The following is an 864-nucleotide window of genomic DNA, read 5'->3' as shown; positions in this document are numbered from 1 at the left end:
TACTTGAGCGAAGCGAAACTGCCAAGCGTTGCGAATCACTCTTAAATGCTTTGTTAGCATTTTAACTTTCTCCGGGCAGTTAGAACAAAATCCTGATGAAGTTCAAAGAGCTCAGTACCCAACTCATTCAACTCTCGGATTTGCTCTTCAACATGAGGAGGCCAATCCCATGCACCTCTGTAAACATCTGGAATACATGAAAACATTTCGCCATTGCCAATGGAATAAGAACGATTTGCCAATGTATAAATGAAATGCTTAGATTTATCTATTAGTTGTTTCCTTTTAGATTCCAACTCTTCGTCAAGGAAATGTTTCAGGGCGTTATTCCACGTATGTACGAAGGTATCCAACGATTTTACTTCTTTGCCGTGATGGGAGTTGCCAAAATCATGCTCTTCTAGAAGTTTAATGTCTAACCCATCAGATGGTAAAAGCTCTATAAACTCAAGAAATAAAGCTTTATCAACTTCAATTAAATTTTGTTTGTCGACTTGAGCAAGTTTTTTAGACTTATATATAAATGCCTGATAACCAATATTATGAGCCAATGCTAAAAATACCATTCCAAAACCTAGCCAATAATCGGCAGTATTCGACTGTAACTCAGCTAATGTGTAGTGCTCCCCTGCATTCAAGTTAAGAGTGTCTACCAACCAATTATAAAAAAGCTGCTTAAAAGCAGTCGGAGTAAGGAGTACGGTAACACCGGCACCACCGACTAACCAAGTGAGCTTGTTTGTAAAGTCAGGGAATAGCCACTTCTTCCAGATAATTTCTTTTACTTCTTTCCTATCGAACACCAATGTCCCCTTTAAATGCTAACGCCGCATTAAGGTGTGAGCAGCGCTTGGCTATACTTGA

1 protein-coding gene is annotated in these 864 nt (G+C 39.0%); it reads right to left on the bottom strand.

Translation table 11 applies throughout. The features are described 5' to 3' along the window. Positions 1–53 precede the first annotated feature (53 nt). Entirely contained in the window at positions 54–803 is a 750-nt protein-coding gene (locus tag BCT81_RS25010; RefSeq protein ID WP_102426214.1) for a hypothetical protein, read from the bottom strand. Positions 804–864 lie beyond the last annotated feature (61 nt).

Source organism: Vibrio sp. 10N.261.52.A1 (assembly GCF_002876325.1).
Classification (GTDB): Bacteria; Pseudomonadota; Gammaproteobacteria; order Enterobacterales; family Vibrionaceae; genus Vibrio; species Vibrio chagasii.
Note: the sequence above shows the minus strand (reverse complement) of the source record. Positions and strands in the feature narration are given on the sequence as shown.